Here is a 20,422-nt window from a genome sequence, read left to right on the forward strand (position 1 = left end):
TTTTAATGCATTTCTCAGTTATTTCTACTTCAAAACAACATTGGGACGCAGCTTATCCATCGTCTTTGGACCGATGCCCTTTATATTTTCGAGCTGCTCAATATCGGTAAACGGCCCGTTGCGATCGCGATACTCGATGATTCGCTTAGAATAAGCAGGACCAATGCCTGGTAAAAACCTCAACAACGAAGTATTGGCTGTATTAATATTAACAGGAAATGCATCTGACGGCTCGGCATCTCCATCCAAACTCCCCTCGCGCAGGATCTTCTGTCCCACCTTTTCGGGATTTCGCCACATTCCCACATTTTTACGCTTTGCCTGCGCAGTATACTGTTTAAAAGCCTGCACAGAATCAGCATGCTGCGCGTAATACTGTTCATGGCGACCAAACCCATTCTGCAGCAAATGTTTGTTTAATGATATCATCTCTTCATTCTCCGTTTTAAGCGTCACATACGCCTGAAATGCTCCGTAACCTGCATCCGGACGCTCCCCCGACGCTCCCTGTAACCTTACCCTGCCTCCGGATATCAAGTTTTTTAGATACCCCACAATCTCATTGGCATAATAGTCGGAGGAATCCTCTCCAGCATATATACGCGGAACATTCACACCCAGAAACTCTACGCTATAATCAAACCCCGGTAGTACCTCTACGGCAAATCTGCTTCCATCAGATACTTCCTTAACGGGATACCATCGATCCGGCTCGATGATAGGAGCAGGCACATCAGCTTCTCGCGTTGCACGTCGAACTACGCCACTAAAATCCTGATAAAACTGATTGGTGATGCGATCGGAATAAATAATAAGTAGGTTTTCATCATTATTAACTTCGGCATTTTTTGAGAAGTTATACGATCCCGCAATCGTCACTCCTCGATCAGATAGATCCGGATGGTTGGCATCCACCAACATCACCTTGTGATGCAATTTTCGCATCTCATTGGCGGGCAAAATCATTCGGTTGCTTACTTTCGCTTCGGGCGATGCCCAGATAGACCCGTTGTTTTTATAACGATAATAAAATATTGGGTCGATAACCCCGTTGAGTTCGATATCTCCCGTAGCAGACATCTGCCAGATCGTTCTACTAAGCGGTATGTCCGGCGTGATGGCAAACGCCTGAAATACCACATCGTATTGAGCCTCCTCACGAATCACCTCTACCAGTCGACTCATAACGCTGGGCTTACTGCCCGACCTGTTAATGGGAGAAAAATACACTTCCACCCTGGTATTATTTACAAAATAGATGTTATTACCTACATATGATTTATCTTTGTGATACTTTGATGCCTCTGAATTGGGCGTTTCATCACTATCTCCCCACATCTGCTGGAATTCATGAAGATAAGCCGAAGCAATCCCGCTGTCCTTTATAATAACGACGTTGTTTGTATTATAGGCTCCTGTGTAAGTCAGATTTGTTGATCCCGTCCAAACTTTATCATCATTGGGTGTGGGACTCAATGCATCAATAACAGCAAATTTGTGGTGCATATCGGCACCGGCATTAACAAGATCGTTGTCATCTATGTTACCGTCCGGCTCATAGATATCCCCATCATCATCGATAGAAATAATATCGGCTTCACTAAGCATAGACCACATGGCAGAATCTATTTCCCCGGCATCAGTTCGGTTATAATTATCTGTCACAACTCTAACCCTTATCCCCCGCTTTGCCGCATTTGCCAACGCCTTGCCAATTCGCGGATGCTCCAAATCATAAATCGCTAAATCCACGCTATGCTTGGCCTCCTCTATAAGCGATTCGAGTCTCCCAATTAGATCGGCGTTACTTTTACTCATATTTCCGGGCAATGCGACCGAATAATCAGCAGGCTGATTAAAATAAACCTTGATCCACTCAGTCGAACTGGTATCTTGGGCAGCCATTTTTGCCTGCAAACAGAATGGCAGCAAAAGTAAAAATCCGCACAATAGAAAAAGCCTGCCCTTCATTTGGTTGTTTTTGATCTATAATTTGTAGTATTTTCGAGCCTAATGTTCGCCATTACTATCGCTTAAAGCAACTTCGCTGATGAATTACCAATTATTAAACCCCTTGCGGTGGCGCAAATCTTTTCTAGCCCTTATTCTGGGCAGCATTATTGTCGTATGGTTTACCTTTATCGACACTTATAGTATCTGGGCGCGCGTTGAACTCAACCGGCAAAAAGCGGAGCTCAAAGAAAAGAAGGAACAACTAAAGAGCGAAACCAAAATTCTAAAGCAGAAAATCGAAAAGCTTGAAACCGATCCTTTTCTGCTGGAACGCATTGCCCGCGAAGAATATGGCATGAAGAAAGAAGGAGAAAAAGTTTATAAGATTAAAGAAGTTGAATAACTGCGCCCTTCGTAAAACTTCGTTTCTTTTCACTTCTGCCTTATACTGTATAAGCTTACATTCTTCTTAACATCCAAACATTGCTTAACGCATTAGCGGCATCAATCGCATGAATACATCGTTAAAATATTTTTGCGGATATTGGGGATTGATGCTGTTGCTATTCTTAGGAATGACCAAACCCCTTTTGGGACAAGACACCACTGCAGTGCGGGATTCTCTTCAGGAACAAACGATTCCTGAAGGCCGACCGGGAGCACAACAAAGGCAACAATCAGCAGGTCAGCCCGAACAGGAGGGGCAGGTAAATTTTCAAGCCAGCGATTCACTCACTTTCGATTTTGAAAATCAGCGCATTGCCACCCTTTTTGGTTCTGCCAATGTTACCCACAGCTCGGGCGAACTTAAAGCCGGCAAAATAGCTATGAATCTGGACAGCAGCTTGGTAAGTGCCAACACCCAAACACCGCAAGATACGCTCTCACAACCCGTTCTGATCCGTGATGACGACCGTGTGCGCAGCAACAGGATCGACTTTAATTACAAAACTGAGAAGGGGCGGTTTGAAGTCGCCCGGGTTGGTGTACAGGACGGTAATCTGATTGGTACAAAGGTAAAAAATGAAAGTCCCCATGTGGTGTATCTCGAGGATGCCATCTATTCTACCTGTCAACTCGATCACCCACACTATTACATACAAGCCGCTAAAATGAAAGTGGTGGATGAGGAAGAAATTTTCTTTGAGCGAGCCCGGCTTTTTATACTGGATATTCCTTATCCCCTCATTTTTCCATTTGGTTACTTGCCCGGCAAGTTTGATCAAAAACAATCGGGGCTACTTGAACCCACGTATGCTTATCAACAACGACAAAGCCGTGGGATAGGTCTGCAAAATTTCGGATGGTTCCAATATTTTAATGACTATCTCACTGGACAAGCTTCGGTCGATATCTTTACATCCGGCTCTTATTACTTTAATGCTCAATCAAATTACAGGATCCGTAATAAATTAAATGGCAACATAGAAATTGGATATTCAAAAGAGAATAGCGGACTTGAACCTACTGATCCTAATTTTACTACGAACGTACAGAAATCACTTAGCATTAGCCACAGTCAGGACTTTTCACCCTATGCAAACCTTAATGCAAATATCAATTTAAGAACACAGGATTATAACCAACGCAACTCTTATGATCCTGATGAACGTGCCGAAACGAGTACCCGATCAAATCTTAACTACCGTTATCGACATCCAGAAGGGGCCTATAATTTTAATGCCTCTATTCGCCATAACCAGAATTTTGCCACTAATGTCACCAGACTTTCCGGACCGGAAATAACGTTCAATCCCAAACGGTTTACGCCATTTGCAGGTAATCAACAAGGTGCACGACAAGAATCGAAATGGTATAAAAGTCTTACCATAAACTACCAGAATAATTTCAGCTCAGACTTTGAGTTTCAACCGACTGCTGGCGACTCAGCTAATATAAATTGGTTTGAGGCGCTGCTCGATCCTGCCAAATATCGCGAAGCCACCGACAACAATGATCATTATAAATATGGGTTTCGCCAGCAAGTTGATCTGCGAATGAACCAGCTCATCCCCAGCCAATATTTAAATGTTAGTGCCAGCGGGGACTTTACCGAATATTGGTATCCTACTTCAACCCGAAAGACATTTAATGCTGACTCTGTTCGCGTAGAAGAAGAACAAGTCCGTGAATTTACTTCGGCACGGGAATTTAGCACAAGTTTAAACTTTAGTACCAAGCTGTACGGATTGATGAACCTGAACATTGGCAATTTCCAAAGTGTTCGCCATGTTCTAACCCCCTCCATTTCTTTAAACTACAGCCCAAATTTTCAAAGTGACTACTGGGGTTACTATCGTACAGTACAAACCGACACTGCTTCCACGCCAGGACAGCAGCCTCCAACACAACGGTACTCTATTTTTGAAAATGAAGTGTTTAGAGGTCCTACCGGCAGAGAACAACGATCTATCAATTTCAGCCTGAATAATACCTTTGAAGCCAAAAAAGTAGAGCGCGATTCCACCGGTGAAAAGCGAGAAGACATCATTAATCTTATTGATCAGTTAAGCCTTAGTTCGGGATATAATTTTGCCGCAGACAGTCTTAAGCTTAGCAACCTGAATACCAGTTTAAGAGCAAAAATTTTACCGGGATTAAGTATTCGCGCCAATGCCAACTTCAATTTTTATGATCGCAATGAACAGGGCGCCCGCATTGATGATTTTTTGATTCGAACAGACAACAAACTCTTTGAGCTTACCTCCTTTTCCACCAGTACCAGTTACTCGGTGAAGTGGGGCGAAGGGGGTTTTAAAGCGAATGACAAACCACATTATCCACAGCAGTACAATCCGCTGAATCAAAGCATCTTCCATCCGGTTGATCCCCATTTTAACCGACAACCGGTGAGGGGCTTTAATTCACCACTCTCCTTTTCTATTGATTTTAGTTATCGCTGGAATTTAAATCCGTCCCCCAATGGAGATAACAATAAATCTGCAACGATAAATGCCCGAAACATCAACTTAAAACTTACTCGCAAATGGGATTTCCGTACTCAAATCGGTTATGACCTTGTCGCAAAAGAACTCACCCCTTCACAATTTTCCTTGAACCGTAACCTGCACTGCTGGGACCTGTCATTTACGATGAACCCCTTTGGAGATAACCAATACTACTTCTTTTCGCTGCGCGTAAATGCGGGGCAACTGCAGAGCATTTTCCAGAAACTGCCCGGTCTTAACAACCTAGAGCGTTCTTCCAGTAACAGCGGACGCCGACCACGTGGATTTTAAGCATGATAACTTGATGACCCTACTTTTCTCGATTTTCTAAATACTTTACCACGTATTTCCCCAGCACATCAAACTCTAAGTTTACCGTATCCCCCACTTCTTTGGCATTCAGATTGGTGTGTTCATAGGTATAGGGTATAATAGCCACGGTAAAGGTGTTATCCTGCTCATTAGCCACCGTCAGACTAATGCCGTCAATAGCAATGCTTCCACGCCCCACAATTAAATTGCTATGCTCTTTAGAATATTCAATCGTAAAAAGCCAGTCCGTCCCCTCCTGCTCAATCTTTTTGATAGATCCTGTAGCATCTACATGACCCTGCACGATATGCCCGTCAAGCAATTGATGGGGACGGAGCGACCGCTCAAGATTGACCTGGTCATCTTTTTGCAAATCACCAATATTCGTTTTACGAAGCGTCTCCGCTACACTTTGCACCGTAAAGGTTGTTGCATCACAAGCCGTAACCGTGTGACAAACACCATTTATACTAATGCTCTGATCTATGCTCACTTCATCAGCAAAGTCACAGATAATAGTAATTTCCTTTCCATCATCTAATGTTGTAATATTTGTAATGGTACCAACAGATTTTATGATTCCTGTAAACACGGTTCTTATTTTTATTTAACTATTACCAACCCTGAGAAGGTTATTTTATAAATATCCTGTAAACAGCAGATCGCTCCCTACCTGTCGCCATTGCACATCGCGAAACTCCATAATTTCCGACATCCTGTTTATACCTACTCCCATCACAGATTTTGTTCCGCCGCCCAACATTTTAGGAGCAATAAAGCACTCCACTTTGTCGACCAACCGATAACGCAATAAAGCCGAGGCTAAATTCTGTCCAGCTTCAACCAAGATAGAAGTTACCGGCAGATGAGCTAACTCACGCATCGCTTCATTCAAATCAGTATGACCGTCTTTTTTATCTACCAGCAATGTTTGGCCGCGAAAATAGTCCGACTGCAACATATTCAACATTGGATCTGCTTCGTTTTCAAACTTATCCTTATTATGGGTCAACACAATTGTCTTTTCCTCATACTGATCGGTAAATAGGTTCAAATCACGAGGCAAATCCAACGGCCCATCAATAACAACACGCTTGGGTTGACGTCCCTCGACATGGCGTACTGTAAGCCGCGGATTGTCTAATAAAGCCGTGTTGCGTCCAACCATAACCGCATCGTACTGGCTACGCCATTTATGAACAAAAGCACGAGATTCAGGACCGCTTATCCATTCCGAATCACCATCGGGAGCAGCAATATAACCATCAAGCGTCTGTGCAATTTTAAGAGTTACAAACGGACGATTATGGGTCTGGTAATGCAGAAAAAACTCATTCAGTTGCTGAGCCTCTTCTTCCATTAATCCCACATCTACCGTAACATCATGATCACGCAAATACTGAATACCTTTCCCGGCTACTTTGGGTGTAGGATCTTCCATTGCCACCACTACCCTGCCGATCGGCAGATCGGCAAGCAGCTCACAACAAGGCGGCGTATTCCCGTGATGGGCACATGGTTCCAATGTTACATATACTGTAGCATCGTTAAGCAAATCCGGATTTTTAACTGAATCTACTGCATTTTTTTCGGCATGCGGCTGACCATAGCGCTCATGATATCCCTGGCCAATTTTCTTACCACCGGCCGAGACAATTACGCATCCCACCATGGGGTTAGGTGATACATAACCCGCACCGCGTTCAGCAATCTCAAGGGCTAGCTCCATCCATTTTTGATCTGATTTTTTCATGATACTATCACTAATCTCATTGTCACAGTCATCAGATATCGTCAAACAAAAAAGGGCAAGAAGCGTTCCTCCTTGCCCTGAAATTGCAATCAATATTTCCTACTACTTAGCCGCGCAGCAATTGGGCTCGGTTATCTTCAATATCTGCCTCATCCTTAAGCTGCTCTATCCAGGTATTCATAAAGGCTTGGTTTTTCTCTTGTCGCAATTGACGGCGAATACGCTGTCGTACATCAGCGGTCAGGTTATCCAGATTCGCCTCATACAGTTCATCCAAACGGACAACAAAAGCCGCTGAGGTGCCTTCAATCGGGGAAGATTGCTCACCTTCATTTAATCCGAAAATGGCACCCACGACTTTGGGTTCTCGCCCAGCGCCCTGTATTGTGGCGGCGTTTTTAGCCAAAGATTCAACAGTCATCACTTCTTTACCTGCTGCCTGAGCTATACTTTGGAGATCGTTATTTTGAGCGATAAGCTCCTCAACATTGTCGACAACCTGTTGTTTACGCTTATTATTAGTTACAACCGTTTCTATTTGACCTTTAACTTCCTCAAAAGGTTCCGTACCCGCTTCCGTAATTTCGTTTACCTTAATAACCACAAATTGTTCATTAAGCTCTAACGGTTCAGATACTTGCCCTTCATGTGCCGTTTCCAGAAAGCGCATAATCTGCTGGCTCTGCCCAATCCCTGATACAAAGTTATTGCCTTTGGTAGCAAATCCTTCTTTAATTTCGAGATTACGTCGCTCAGCTTCCGTTTTAAAACCATCTTCCTGAGCATAAAAGCTAAAGTCATCGGCCGTCTCTGCACGAGCGTCAATGGTTGCAATAGGATCGGCTGTAATGTCACGACTAAAGACCGTAAACGTTACCTCACTGGAAGTTTCATCCAGCTTCTTAAGCAGAAAGAGTCGCCCATCATCCTGGATTACATCCGTAACTTCTCCTTCTTCAATATCTAACACCGGCTGATAGAGATCACGAATTTCATCTTTGCCTATCGTTTTTACACTATACTCCGTAGAAGACTGGTAGCGGTTGAAAAAGAGCGAATCGTTCTCTGCTGTTGCAAAATCAGATTGCAGGCGATTCATCTCTTCAAATGTGCGAGCAGTGTCTTGTTTGGTCGGCGTTTTATCAAAACTTACGTAGTTTATTCGGTATGATTCTTTGCGCTTGTATTGATCTTGGTTGTTATTGTAGTACTCGCGCAACTCATCTTCTGATACTGAAACTTCGTTATCGCTTACATCAGCATAAGGGAATCGCACTAAAGAAACATCTGCGCGGGTATTGTTACGGATGTAATGCTGTTCAACTTCATGGTCGCTCACAACCATAGACGACTGCAGGTAATTGTTCATTTTTTGCTGCTGCCGTTTTTGACGCATCTGCTGCTCAATGGAAATAAGCAACTGCGTATTTTCAGGAGCTTCTGCCCAGGATTGTAGTGCCACCCTGTCGATGGTCCCGTCCTCATTAGAAAAATTCTGCCGGATAAGCGGATCGGGATTGGGGCCGGTAATCATATCCACTACTTCCTGATCAGTTACATGAATGCCCAAATCATCCATTTTATCTTGCAGCAATCTGCTGTTCACCAAATCATTCCACGCCTGTTGTTCGTACTGCGCACGAACTTCCGGGGTCATGGAATTACCGGTTCGCTGAGAGTACTGCTGTGTATAATACTGCAGACGGTTATTATATTCTTCCAGAGAAATTGCTTCACCATTTACTGATCCAAGTGTCCGTGGCCCCTGCTGAATAACATCAAACATGTTCGTATCAGCCAACATCCATAGCACTCCGAATGAGAAAATAAGTATCCAGAGAATAGCCCCGGTACTTTTTCTCATTTTATCCATTACACCCATAAAATCCTCTTATCTACGTCTTAATTGGTTCAAAAATTGAAATTTTCATACTGTTTACAAGCTTCCAAATATACAAGAAGGCAGTACTAAGAGCAATCTGACTGACCTAGAAATTATTAACGACCTGCTTAGCTAAAGATTGTTTTCTGAAGCCAAACTGATAATATCAAAATACCTCGATAAGCCGCATGTGCTTAAGATATTTTCGGGGATTTTCATTGATATTTTTAATCAAGGAATCCATCTCCCGGGTCATACTTTCTAAATTGTTATAGAGTGCCGGATCATTAACCATCTTGCCAAGACTTCCTTCCCCATTGTTAATTTTAATTAGGATTTCTTGCAGCTCACTATTTGTTTTATTGAGATCTTTACTTAGAAGTTCAAGCTCTTTCAATGATTGATCTATACCGGTAAGGACCGAATCAACTTTTGCTTTGTTTTCAGTGCTTATAGTATCAACATTAGCAAGAAATCGCTCGGCATGTCTGATGCTCGACTCTATCTCAGTACGCCGGTTATCGAAAATAGCCGCAATATCATTTGAGGTATTATTGAGATTTTGGAAGACACTGTCTATCCGCCCTTTGGTCTTATCATCAAGAACTTCATTAAGCCGGGCAAGAAAACTATTTAGCTTTTGGAACGAATCCGAAACGTCTTCGCTGAGTTCCTGTCCTTCATTTTTTAATGTTTCCATCATACCCTCACGATATTCTCCTCTAATCGTATCTCCATATTCAAGCATTTCAGAAGAATCACCGCGCTCAACAACAATGGCTTTTTCATCTAATAATCCTGACGACTGCAGATAGGCTACCGAATTGCGAGGAATATCCACTCCAAGTTCAAAACTAAACGTTACAGCTACACTGTCATCTTCGGTCAATTCCATTCTTTTAACCGATCCCACTTTTACGCCATTTATATAGATGTAGTTACCGGGAGACAGTCCATCGGTGCGCTCAAAGGTAGAGTGGATAACTTGAGACTGCCGAAATATGGGCAGATCACTCATCATACGATATCCGATAAAGCCCAATACGATGGCTGCTAAAATTGTTAATGCTACTTTTAATTCGTTGCTAATCTTCAAAATAACTCCTGTTAATTTCTTATTTGATACTCACTTGCAGTAATAAAATCCATCAATTGCTGATTATCACTTCTACGCATCTCCTCGACTGTGCCATACCAGCATAACCCTTGATTTTCAAGGAATACTACTTTTTCGGCAATTTCGAGTACGCTATGAATGTCATGAGTCACGACAATCGATGTAATATTTAAGTTTTCAGCCATTGAGATTATCAGCTTATTAATCTCAGAAGATGTTTGTGGATCAAGTCCGGACGTTGGCTCATCATATATTAAAAAATCGGGCTCTAAAATAGTTGCCCTAGCCAAGGCCACACGCCTACGCATTCCCCCCGACAATTCCGCCGGCGATTTTTTTCCTGTTCCTTCGAGATTTACCAGGCTAAGTGCTTCTTCTACTTTGTTGGTGATCTCCTCGTTTGAAAAATCGGTAAAGTAACGTAATGGGAATGCGATATTTTCGAAGGTATTGAGTGAATCAAAAAGCGCCGACCCCTGGAATAAGACACCAAATCGCTGGCGCATTTTTCGCAAAGCTACATACTCCAGCTCAAACACCTTTTCTCCGTCGATAATTACTTCTCCGGAGTCAGGATACATCAACGCATTTAAATGCTTTACCAGTACTGATTTTCCACAACCCGACCGCCCGATAATAGCGACGGTTTCCCCATCCTCAATATCAAACGAAACATCATCCCAGACAAGGTTAGAGCCAAAACTTTTTTTAAGATTGCGTATCTCTATCATCTTATTTTTCAAAACTTATAAAAATACTGCGGCCAGTACGAAATCGGCTAATAATACGTAAATACAACTTAAAACTGTAGCCTGGGTGGTACTATTTCCTACCCCTTCGGCTCCTCCAGATGCATAATACCCTTTAAAACACGAAACAGAAGTAATTACATAACCAAATACAAAAGCTTTAAGAATACCGAACGTTACATCCCAGGGATAGAAAAATTCTCGTGCGCCTTGTAAAAACTCGGCCGGTGGAATAGCTCCAGACATCGCTCCTGCCACAATGCCTCCTAATATTCCCGATATGCTGGCAAAAATGTACAAGATCGGAAACATAATTAATCCGGCTAAAACACGGGGCAACACCAGAAACGAAACGGAGTTAAACCCCATTGATTCAAGAGCATCAATCTGCTCGCTAACGCGCATGGTTCCGAGCTCGGTAGCAATGCGGGCTCCTACCTTTCCGGCCAAAACCAAACTCGTTATTACCGCTGCAAGCTCAATAAGCAGTGATTCAGATGTAATGGCGCCAATAACCGAAATAGGAATAAAAGCAATTTCAAGCTGGTATGCTGTTTGAATGGTCATTACCGCACCGGTAAAAACACCCGTCAGCAATACGATGGGTACCGACTCGTAACCAATTTTTAAAAGCTCATTGACAAGGTTTTTCTTGTAGGTGTCAACCTCGTACAATGAGCGCATCGACCTATATAACAGCAGGCTGTATTTTCCTAATTTTTCTAAAGCTTTCATAAATCAAGTTGTGCTAAAAGAACGCTGGAAACTATTAAATTTATACGTCGTTGTCATTTCATACGCTTTAATTTTTCAACTATATTACCCTATTGTAAATCAGCTGTAACAATAACCATTATATGTTCCATTTTTACAACGATATCATTGACAACATTATATTTGTTAGAATTGCTATAGCTGTTAGCATTTTGGTTGTTGTGTTTATCGTTGGCTCAGTTGGCTACCATTTCATCGAAGGTATGCAATTCTTCGATGGATTTTATATGACCTTTATAACAATAACCACCATTGGGTTTGCAGAGCTGACAAATCTTTCTCAAGGTGGGCGTATTTTAACAATGGTTGTTTTTGTTATGGGGATAGGGGTCATCTCATATATCGCCTCTCAAACTACACAGCTAATATTTGAAAGTGAAATTTTTAGGTTACGTGCTATGAAAAAGCAACTGGAAAAGATGGAAAGACATTATATTATAGCGGGCTATGGCCGTATTGGACATCGCATAGCTGAGGTACTTCAAGATGCTAATATATCCATTGTAGTGATTGACAATAGGGAAACTAGTATTGAACGAATTAAAGATGATAAACTATTATACGTAGATGGTGATGCACAGGATGAAGAGGTACTAAAAGAAGCTGGCATTGAAAGAGCAAAGGGACTGGTTTGTACGCTCTCCCGCGATCAGGATAATGTATTTACAACACTTATTGCTCGAGAATTAAATCCTGATCTCTTTATTCTTGTGCGAACAAATCATCATCAAAATACCAAAAAAATTAAACGGGCCGGGGCCGATAAAGTTATTTCTCCCTATGAAATCGGAGCCGACCGAATGGCGAATGTTATTTTGCGTCCTAATGTTGATCAATTTATGGATCAAATACTGGGAGGGACTACGCAAGACCATGTGTTTGATGAAGTAAAGATTTTTGAAGGTTCTGATCTTGCCGATAAAACCTTGGCAGAAGCACGAATTCGGCAAAAATATTTTGTGGTTATAATTGCCATTATTCCTGACGACAAAAAGAATATCCGTTTTAATCCCGGTAGTGACGATGAAATTTCTGTTGGTGATTCCCTCATTGTCCTAGGGGATATTGAGCGCATTAAGCACCTTCGAGAAGAAGGGTGTGAAGACTTCCGAACTCTTGAAGAAAGAGTTTCTAATTACGATTTCATTCAAAATATGAATCAAACTAAAAGCAACACAAAATCTGCATGATACGATATCTAACGGCCGGCGAATCCCATGGTCCACAACTAACAGGCATTATAGAAGGCGTACCAGCCGGGCTCCCGATCACTGAAGATGAAATTGCCCTGCATTTGGCACGTCGTCAAAAAGGATACGGGCGCGGGGGACGCATGGCATTTGAAAAAGATCGTGCTAAAATTTCATCGGGCGTTCGATTCGGTAAAACAACAGGGGCTCCCATTGCCATGCAGATGCCCAATCGTGCTCACGAAAAAGACGATTCCAATTGGCCAAAGGTACTGGCAAAAGAAGGAGACGGCAAAGACGTTGAAAAGATTACTGTTCCGCGTCCCGGCCACGCCGACTTGACGGGCATACAAAAGTATCGTTATGATGACATACGTCCCGCCATTGAACGCTCCAGCGCCCGTGAAACTGCTATGCGTGTTGCCTGTAGCTCAATCGCTCGAAAATTTTTGAAGCATTTTGGCATCGAAATAGGTGGACATGTGACCCGTATCGGCAGCGAAGGATACAAAAATTCTTGGGAAGATGTGCGCGATATTGTAGATCCGCTTGCTGAACAGGGAGCTGAGACAATCTTTGAACAATCTGACGAATCACCTGTTCGCTGTCTTGATGAAGAACTTACCCAAAAGATGCGCGACTTGATCATCAAACGGCGCAAAGAGGGTAGCTCGCTCGGCGGACATTGGGAAGTGGTTGTTACCGGCCTTCCAGCCGGGCTCGGCAGCTTTGTCCACTGGGATCGAAAATTAGAAGGGCAACTGGCTCAGGCTGTTATGGGCACCCAGGCTATGAAAGGCGTCGAAATCGGACAGGGATTTGAGTCTGGACGACGGCACGGACAGGTAGTGCACGATGAAATCATATATGAAGATGATACCTACAAGCGTAAAAGCAACCGCATGGGGGGACTCGAAGGTGGTGTTACCACCGGTATGCCCTTAATTATTCGCGGTGTGATGAAACCCATCCCAACGATGCTTACGCCGATTGATACGGTGGATATCGAGACCAAAAAAAAGAAAGACACCCGCTACGAGCGATCAGATGTGTGTGCTCTGCCCCGGGCAATTGTCGTGATGGAAAGTGTAATTGCCCCCGTACTCGCTAATGCATTTTTAAAGAAATTTGGTGGAGATTCGATTGAGGAAATTGAGGAACGATATCAAAAACATGATTCATAGACCTGATGAGTAAATACCACATACCTTCACCAATTTCTGTATCTTATTACTGGAACATAAAATACCCTATACAACTTTAACGTTATCGTAATACGTTATGAGTTCAGATCAAAAATCCAAGATCAAAAAACTGGCCCGGCAGATTAAGCACAATCCCGGCGACTCATTCTCAAAGTTTGCCTTGGCGCTGGAATTCCGCAAAGAAGGAGAGTTTAAGAAAGCGCGAATCTTGTTTGAGGATATTTTATCTAGCGACCCGGACTACGTTGGGGTTTATTATCACTTGGGCAAACTATATGAAGCACTGGATCGGCTGGATGACGCTCACACCTTGTATCAGAAAGGGATAACGGTTGCCCATAAACAAGATGAAAAACGAACGGAGAAGGAATTAAAAGAAGCACTCGAACAACTTGAAACAGAAATGGAAGAACGCTCGAGCTGATAAGAATGATGAAACCTTATAAAGCATTATTACTTCTTTTTGTTGTATTACTTGGAATTACGACAGTCACTCTCGCTCAAAGTCAGACGCATATTGTGAAGCAGGGTGAAACGCTGTTCAGTATTGCCCAGCAGTATGAAATCGAAGTAGAGCAAATAAAGGGATGGAATAATCTGCGCGGAAACGAACTATTAGTTGGTCAAACACTGCTTGTTAGCGCTCCTTCATCTGATTCTGCCATCACTCACACCGTCCAACGACAAGAAACTCTTTTTTCGATTTCCAAACAGTACAACGTGAGCATTGCCGAAATTAAAAGTTGGAATAACTTATCCTCTAATAATCTTCAGGTTGGCCAGGAATTGACCATCTACCCTTCCGAAGCCAACAATCAGGAACAACAGTCACTAGTGGTAGAAAAAGAAGCCCAGCGCAACAGTTATTATACCGTTAAAAGTGGCGATTCGCTGTATAAGATTGCCCAAGAACATGACATGACGGTCGAGGAATTGAAATCCTTAAATAATCTCACAACCAATACGATAAGAGTGGGACAACAACTTACGGTTCGCAGTAAATCCGCCCCACCCCCATCCGTCGCCGACGAAGGTATTGAATCGTCGCCCCAGGGTAAGTTCATGGTTCATACGATTTCAGGAGGGACAAAATCATTGCAAAATCTGCTTAACAAATTCCGCATGGATGAACAGGAGTTTCGAGCGTTAAATCCTTCAATAGATAGAGACCGGTTCCAAAGCGGAAGTGAAGTTACTGTACTGGCACCCCCAACCAGAACCTATAAAAATCCTTATTTAATGAGTTCCAGTCTGCAGGATTTAGGGTCTACCGCGGTATCTCAATACGGTAAAAATGAGCGTGGCAACCCTACTACAAACGGGGAGCTCTACAACCCGAATGACCTAACAGCAGCTCATTCTAATATTTCTCTCGGTTCAGTTATCTACATTGAAAACAACGATAATAACCGGGGTGTATATGTGCGTATCAACGACCGGCATTCGGGGAATGGCCTCAAGCTGTCAACCGCAGCCTGGCAAACACTAAACTTTAACAGTAACCTGCCCACTGTGACTATTTATCAAGATCAATGAGCAATATTCGACAGTCAATAAAGCATTATTTTTCGTCCACCCATACACTTTTATACAGCTATCTAATTAGCCTGCCTCTGTTATTGCTGTATGAAGTGCTCATCTTTTTAGCTCAACCTGATTCAGAGCAGGTTATCCGCATCTCTGTTGATGTATGGATAAAAACGCTGTTTTCATATATCGGTAAAGATGTGCTTTCGATCACTCTTATTTTAGTTGCGCTCGTCGGTATGGTAGTACTCTATCGCGAACGTAAAAAATTATCTTCTCTGAAGATGAGCTATTTTTTTACTATGCTCATCGAAGCCTCGTTTTATGCTTTTTTCCTGGCGCTTTTAATTAATACTACAGTCAGTGGATTGTTACAGATCGTTCAAGCGAGCCCCATTGAAAGTTTAACCACGCTTCAGCAATTGGCTCTGTCTTTGGGGGCCGGTATATACGAAGAACTATTCTTTCGGGTCATCTTAGTATCTGCCTTGCTTTTTATTTTCAAAAAAGCTTTTGCCAAAAAATCCGTAGCTTTTGGATCCGCTATTTTATTGGTGGCCGTATTTTTTAGTTTGGTTCATTATGTGGGTGCTTTCGGGGATCCCTTTACATTAAGTTCATTTTTATTTCGTTTCTTATTTGGTCTTGCACTCAATGCTATATATCTATGGCGGGGATTTGGCATGGCCGCGTGGACGCACGCCATTTATGATCTTATGATCATTGTGTATTAACGGACTTGATTTCGTAAGAATGTATAAAGTGAAGACATCATTTTAATAACAGTGTTTATTCATCAGAACATTTATACTAACTATGAGGTACATCAGTTAAAACAATTTACGTTTTAAGCCATAATTGATATTATAAGATTTGTTATATTTCAATTTAAGGGAAAGTGCTATTGATTTGAGTGTATTACTCTTAGGTATTGCTGACTTCATACATCAATTGAACATTATTGACTTAACAACCAACAGTTAAGCTATCGGGATGGCCGAACTAACAAAAGAGGAAATCCAAAAACAGGAAGATTTCGAAGAAGAAATTGTTCCTCATTTGGATGCTATGTATAATTTTGCCCTTCGCCTTACTTCTGATCCAAGTGATGCCGAAGATCTTGTGCAAGACACTATTGTAAAAGCATTTCGCTTTTTCAGCAGCTACGAAAAGGGCACGAATGCCAAAGCTTGGTTATTCCGTATCCTCAAAAACTCTTATATCAACAACTACCGAAAACAATCCAAGCAACCCAATCAGGTTGATTACGATGAAGTTTCGGAGTTTTACGAGACAATTCGAGCCGATCGAACAGATACTTCTGATCTTGAGGACAAGATGTTCCGCGAGCTTGTCGATGATGACATTTCACAGGCTCTTGAGGAGTTACCTGAGGATTTTCGCACCGTTGTACTGCTTTGCGATGTAGAGGGCTTTACGTATGAAGAAATTGCAAACATGCTGGATGTTCCTATCGGCACCATTCGATCACGATTGCACCGCGGTCGGAATCTGTTAAAGGCTCAGCTTAAAGAATATGCTGAGAAACGAGGCTACAAAGAAGACTAGTACTGAAAAAGCACGCTATGCTTGTGTCGCTTTGGCTTCGTCTTCTAGAGGTTTCGGCTTTTCAATAACAGCCTTAAGAATAATACGCATGGTCGTACCTTCGCCCAGTTCCGATTTATGGACAAACAGTTTACCTTTGTGATACTCCTCAATAATTCGCTTTGTCAGGCTTAGCCCCAATCCCCAACCCCGTTTTTTAGTACTGTATCCTGGCTTAAAAACTTCGCTATGGTATTTCTTTTCGATACCTACCCCCGAATCGGTAATATCAATAACTACTTCATTCTCCATCCGTTCCAATTTAACTGAGACGTATGATTTTGTGGTGTTGGCCTTGATAGCATCCATCGCATTTTTTATCAGGTTTTCGAGTGCCCACTGAAAAAGATCCGGATTTACCTTGGCACGTACATTGGAGTCGATATGACGCAATACGTCTACATTTTTACCCAGCTGGGGGAGCCGCTGCTCCATATAATCCATAACCTCCTCCAAAATGGGTTTCAATTTCTGAGCGTTTAACTCTGGCTTCGATCCAATCTTATTAAATCGTTCGGCCACATCTCTTAAGCGACTGATATCATTTTCAAGCTCGTTACATATCCGTTGTGTAAAGTCATCTTCCTTTTCCTCCCGAAGAAGCTCTACCCACCCATACAAACTGGACAAGGGCGTCCCCAATTGATGGGCCGCCTCTTTAGTCATTCCCACCCACAAATTAGACTGCTCTGACCTTGAGATTGTCCGATAGCTGACATAACCGATACCCAGCAATACCGCCAGTAAACTCAACTGTATGTAGGGAAAGTACCGAAGATAACGCACCGTAGGACTTTCGCCATAATACACATACTGTGTTTGCGAATACTGTTCATTACCTAATTTAATTTCGATAGGGTCGTTAATCGCAGCAAAGCGGTCTATCAGTTCCTGATTTAACGGGGCATCAACATGATTAGCAAACATAATCTCCCCGCGCTCATCAACAATGACACGGGGCACCTGGAAACGATCTTCACTAAGTATAATCTCTTGGGTAACAAAAGTTTGGGATGTACGATCGGCTTCAGCCTCTTCGATCATTTCTATCACACTATCGGGTACTGCAGCACTTGCATTGGTCCTAAGATAATTGGATGCTGCTAACAAGTTCTGGCTAATCTCTTCCTGAGTCGGATTCCCGGTATACTCAATGGCTTTAGCCCACAACTCTATCCCCGACCGCTCCTGTATGAGAATTCTGTTAACCAAATACTGATTATACACAAACGAACCAATCCCAAGAAGAATAAGAAATCCTACTAAAACAATATTTATTCTGTTGGATGTAAGCTGAATTCTCATAGCAATGCGGTTCGAATATAACCTCTTAGAAGATATACTGATATATTTTACAAAATAAAAAAGGCATCATCGAATCGATGATGCCCTGATAAACAATTTTTCTGGTCTACTTTCTAAGCAGAGGCCTTTCGCTTTTCATAAACGGGCGGTGCTTCATCAAGAACCGTCTCTCGGGTGATTACACATCGTTCGATATTATCCATTGATGGCAGCGTATACATAATATCAAGCATAGATTTCTCCATGATAGATCGCAATCCACGCGCACCTGTACCTCGTTCAAGAGCCTTTTCGACAATGATTTCGAGCGCTTCCTCTTCGAAAACAAGCTCTACTCCTTCCATCTGGAAAAGCTTCTTATACTGTTTTACGAGCGCATTTTTAGGCTGTACCAGTATTTTGATCATCGCATCTTCATCCAGCTGATGCAATCCTGAAATTACCGGCAGACGACCGATTAACTCTGGTATTAAACCGTAGCGCTGCAGATCTTGTGCTTCTACATGCGTGAAAATATCGGGATCGTCTTTGTCAAATGTCACCTGCTCTTCAGAATGAAATCCGAGGGAACTTACCGACAAACGCTTGGCAATAATCTCTTCGAGTCCGCTAAAAGCACCACCACAAATAAACAGGATGTTTGAGGTATCAACCTGTATAAAACTTTGCTCGGGATGTTTACGTCCACCTTTGGGGGGAATATTTGCTACCGTTCCCTCTAAAATCTTAAGCAAGGCCTGCTGTACACCTTCACCGGAAACATCACGCGTGATAGAAGGGTTATCACTTTTACGAGCTACCTTGTCAACCTCATCAATATAAACAATACCGCGCTTGGCCTGCTCTACATCATAATCAGATGCTTGTAATAAACTGGAGAGTATGCTTTCCACATCTTCTCCTACATAACCGGCTTCGGTAAGTACTGTAGCATCAGCAATAGTAAAAGGCACATCAATGATATTGGCCATCGTGCGGGCTAAGAGCGTTTTCCCACAACCTGTGGGACCAAGCAGAATAATGTTGCTTTTTTCTACTTCGGTATCATCAAACTCATCACCTACATCCGAACTAATACGCTTGTAATGATTATAAACTGCTACCGAAAGCGTTTTCTTAGCTCCTTCCTGACCTATAACATATTCATCCAGTCGGGATTTTATTTCGGCTGGCTTCAACAGGGGCTTATAATTCTTTTCCCGCTTTTCTGACATTGAAGCCAAGTCACTTTTCACAATTCCGGAGGCGTCAGCTACGCACCGATCACAAATATACACGTCGTTAGGGCCGGCGACCATGCTGTTTACTTCATGGCTTGATCGTCCACAAAACGAACAGTGAATTGTTTTGTCGTTGTTATTTTCTTGGTCGCTCATTGTCCTCTAACTGAAGTCTTAAAATTACTCTTCCTTCTTATTACGCTTCATAATGTTATCAATCAGACCGTATTCTTTGGCTTCCTCGGCCGACAACCAGTTGTTACGGTCGGTATCTTCCATAACCTGATCTACCGATTTTCCGCTGTGTTCAGCAAGAATTTCACTAATCAGCTTCTTAATGCGTAAAATTTCTTGAGCTTCAATCTCAATATCACTTGCTTGTCCACGGACTCCGCCCAACGGCTGGTGAATCATAACACGCGAGTTAGGCAACAAGTTTCGCTTTCCTGTCGCTCCCCCCGCTAACAGCAGCGCTCCCATTGATGCTGCCATCCCTACACAAGTAGTAGCAACATCACATTTAACGTACTGCATAGTATCATAGATAGCAAAACCTGATGATACCACGCCGCCCGGGCTATTGATGTACAAGTTGATATCCTTCTCAGGATCTTCTGATTCAAGAAATAACATCTGTGCTACAATAGAGCTTGCCACTGCATCATTGACAGGCGTGCCCAAAAAGATAATACGATCTTTTAGCAGGCGTGAATATATATCAAAGGCCCGCTCACCGCGTTCTGTCTTTTCGACTACCATCGGTACCAGATTGTTATTCTGGATGCGGTCTGTACTACCTGAATTGTTTGGCATTTCGTATAATGGTTGCTTTTCCATAGGTGAATCAGAAATAATAGTTTAATTCAATAACTAATGTTA

Annotated in this window: 18 protein-coding genes; 8 read left to right on the top strand and 10 right to left on the bottom strand. The window is 42.5% G+C overall.

Translation table 11 applies throughout. From position 1 onward, the window contains the following. Positions 1-24 precede the first annotated feature (24 nt). Positions 25-1,905, bottom strand: a complete 1,881-nt coding sequence (locus ACT3IB_RS08670; RefSeq protein WP_491538609.1) for a phospholipase D-like domain-containing protein — start codon at positions 1,903-1,905, stop codon at positions 25-27. Between the two features lie 145 nt (positions 1,906-2,050). Here ACT3IB_RS08670 and ACT3IB_RS08675 point away from each other — a divergent pair, with 145 nt between their 5' ends. Together ACT3IB_RS08675 and ACT3IB_RS08680 are read left to right on the top strand one after the other, a co-directional pair. Continuing rightward, the gene (locus ACT3IB_RS08675) at positions 2,051-2,356 is read left to right on the top strand and encodes an FtsB family cell division protein (protein WP_491538610.1); all 306 of its coding nucleotides are present in this window, start codon (positions 2,051-2,053) and stop codon (positions 2,354-2,356) included. Positions 2,357-2,465: 109 nt separating this feature from the next. Then, entirely contained in the window at positions 2,466-5,192 is a 2,727-nt protein-coding gene (locus ACT3IB_RS08680; protein ID WP_491538611.1) for a putative LPS assembly protein LptD, read from the top strand. A gap of 19 nt (positions 5,193-5,211) precedes the next feature. On the opposite strand, the gene ACT3IB_RS08685 is transcribed toward ACT3IB_RS08680, so the two are convergent. From ACT3IB_RS08685 to ACT3IB_RS08710, 6 genes are all read right to left on the bottom strand, one after another. Then, positions 5,212-5,805, bottom strand: a complete 594-nt coding sequence (locus ACT3IB_RS08685) for a riboflavin synthase (RefSeq protein WP_491538612.1) — start codon at positions 5,803-5,805, stop codon at positions 5,212-5,214. A gap of 45 nt (positions 5,806-5,850) precedes the next feature. Next, positions 5,851-6,966 (bottom strand): bifunctional diaminohydroxyphosphoribosylaminopyrimidine deaminase/5-amino-6-(5-phosphoribosylamino)uracil reductase RibD, encoded by a 1,116-nt coding sequence (gene ribD / locus ACT3IB_RS08690; protein WP_491538613.1) that lies wholly within the window; start codon positions 6,964-6,966, stop codon positions 5,851-5,853. A 106-nt stretch (positions 6,967-7,072) separates the two neighbouring features. Continuing rightward, complete coding sequence (locus tag ACT3IB_RS08695; protein WP_491538614.1) at positions 7,073-8,830, bottom strand: SurA N-terminal domain-containing protein; 1,758 nt, start codon at positions 8,828-8,830, stop codon at positions 7,073-7,075. Between the two features lie 184 nt (positions 8,831-9,014). Then, complete coding sequence (locus ACT3IB_RS08700) at positions 9,015-9,944, bottom strand: MlaD family protein (protein WP_491538615.1); 930 nt, start codon at positions 9,942-9,944, stop codon at positions 9,015-9,017. Positions 9,945-9,955: 11 nt separating this feature from the next. After that, positions 9,956-10,696 (bottom strand): ABC transporter ATP-binding protein, encoded by a 741-nt coding sequence (locus tag ACT3IB_RS08705; RefSeq protein ID WP_491538616.1) that lies wholly within the window; start codon positions 10,694-10,696, stop codon positions 9,956-9,958. 15 nt (positions 10,697-10,711) lie between these two features. Further along, entirely contained in the window at positions 10,712-11,449 is a 738-nt protein-coding gene (locus ACT3IB_RS08710; protein WP_491538617.1) for an MlaE family ABC transporter permease, read from the bottom strand. A gap of 122 nt (positions 11,450-11,571) precedes the next feature. Here ACT3IB_RS08710 and ACT3IB_RS08715 point away from each other — a divergent pair, with 122 nt between their 5' ends. The 6 genes from ACT3IB_RS08715 (at position 11,572) to ACT3IB_RS08740 (ending at position 16,979) form a co-directional block, all read left to right on the top strand. Continuing rightward, complete coding sequence (locus ACT3IB_RS08715) at positions 11,572-12,678, top strand: potassium channel family protein (protein ID WP_491538618.1); 1,107 nt, start codon at positions 11,572-11,574, stop codon at positions 12,676-12,678. After that, positions 12,675-13,862 carry a chorismate synthase gene (aroC, locus tag ACT3IB_RS08720; protein ID WP_491538619.1) on the top strand — a complete coding sequence of 396 codons (1,188 nt, stop codon included), beginning with the start codon at positions 12,675-12,677 and terminating at the stop codon, positions 13,860-13,862. Before ACT3IB_RS08715 ends, aroC begins: the two co-directional genes overlap by 4 nt. Before the next feature lie 97 nt (positions 13,863-13,959). After that, positions 13,960-14,307, top strand: a complete 348-nt coding sequence (locus ACT3IB_RS08725) for a tetratricopeptide repeat protein (protein ID WP_491538620.1) — start codon at positions 13,960-13,962, stop codon at positions 14,305-14,307. A 5-nt stretch (positions 14,308-14,312) separates the two neighbouring features. Next, a complete protein-coding gene (locus ACT3IB_RS08730) occupies positions 14,313-15,419 on the top strand; it encodes a LysM peptidoglycan-binding domain-containing protein (RefSeq protein ID WP_491538621.1) in 1,107 nt (368 codons plus the stop codon). Further along, the gene (locus ACT3IB_RS08735; protein WP_491538622.1) at positions 15,416-16,144 is read left to right on the top strand and encodes a CPBP family intramembrane glutamic endopeptidase; all 729 of its coding nucleotides are present in this window, start codon (positions 15,416-15,418) and stop codon (positions 16,142-16,144) included. The genes ACT3IB_RS08730 and ACT3IB_RS08735 overlap by 4 nt, the downstream gene beginning before the upstream one ends. Positions 16,145-16,403: 259 nt before the next feature. Next, on the top strand, positions 16,404-16,979 hold the full coding sequence (locus ACT3IB_RS08740) for a sigma-70 family RNA polymerase sigma factor (protein ID WP_095605293.1): 576 nt from the start codon (positions 16,404-16,406) through the stop codon (positions 16,977-16,979). A 15-nt stretch (positions 16,980-16,994) separates the two neighbouring features. On the opposite strand, the gene ACT3IB_RS08745 is transcribed toward ACT3IB_RS08740, so the two are convergent. From ACT3IB_RS08745 to clpP, 3 genes are all read right to left on the bottom strand, one after another. Continuing rightward, entirely contained in the window at positions 16,995-18,323 is a 1,329-nt protein-coding gene (locus ACT3IB_RS08745; RefSeq protein WP_491538623.1) for a sensor histidine kinase, read from the bottom strand. Positions 18,324-18,436: 113 nt separating this feature from the next. Next, the gene (gene clpX / locus ACT3IB_RS08750; protein WP_491538624.1) at positions 18,437-19,699 is read right to left on the bottom strand and encodes an ATP-dependent Clp protease ATP-binding subunit ClpX; all 1,263 of its coding nucleotides are present in this window, start codon (positions 19,697-19,699) and stop codon (positions 18,437-18,439) included. 24 nt (positions 19,700-19,723) lie between these two features. Continuing rightward, positions 19,724-20,356 (bottom strand): ATP-dependent Clp endopeptidase proteolytic subunit ClpP, encoded by a 633-nt coding sequence (gene clpP / locus ACT3IB_RS08755; RefSeq protein ID WP_491538625.1) that lies wholly within the window; start codon positions 20,354-20,356, stop codon positions 19,724-19,726. Positions 20,357-20,422 lie beyond the last annotated feature (66 nt).

This window comes from Fodinibius sp. GM21 (genome assembly GCF_058386955.1).